Source organism: Pseudoalteromonas sp. S1650 (assembly GCF_005887195.1).
GTDB classification, from domain to species: domain Bacteria; phylum Pseudomonadota; class Gammaproteobacteria; order Enterobacterales; family Alteromonadaceae; genus Pseudoalteromonas; species Pseudoalteromonas simplex.
The window spans coordinates 1-581 of record NZ_PNDF01000130.1 but is presented as its reverse complement, the minus strand read 5'-3'; the positions used below and the strand labels follow the sequence as shown (position 1 = coordinate 581).

The 581-nt window shown below is 41.3% G+C and carries 1 protein-coding gene; it reads left to right on the top strand.

What is annotated here, in order from left to right; all coding sequences use genetic code 11:
* A partial coding sequence (locus CWB80_RS21820; RefSeq protein ID WP_138686309.1) for a M24 family metallopeptidase occupies positions 1–484 on the top strand: 484 nt, incomplete at its 5' end.
* Positions 485–581 lie beyond the last annotated feature (97 nt).

The window sequence follows — 581 nt, the reverse complement described above, 5'->3', positions numbered from 1 at the left end:
TCATGGCAGCCCGAGTGAACGAACTCTATCTAAAGGTGATTTTATTACTCTTGATTTTGGCGCAGTGGTGAATGGTTACCGTTCTGATATGACTCGCAGTTATGTACTTGGTAAAGCTTCAAAGAAACAATCAGCAATCTATCAAAGCGTAAGCAATGCTCAGCAAGCAGCGATCAACCTACTCAAAGCAGGTGTTGACTGTCTAGACTTACAAAACATCTCACAGCAAGTACTCGATGACTCTGGTTTTGGTAAATGGGCAGGGCAAGGGTTGGGCCATGGAGTTGGCTTGTTTTTACATGAGTTGCCCTTTATTAATAAAAATTGCCGTCATGTTTTAGAGGCAGGTAATGTGATCACGATTGAACCTGGTATTTACATTCCGAATTTTGGTGGTGTGCGAATAGAAGACGATATTTTAATAACTCAAAATGGTTATGAAGTATTAACCCAGGCCCCTAAGCCGTTCGAATTGGAGGGGTAGGATGAAAGTAATAGATCAAACGCAAATTGATGCTGTCCTAGATTTTGACTCGCTTCGCATTGCTTTACAAAAAGGGTTTGCTCAGCAGTTTACTATG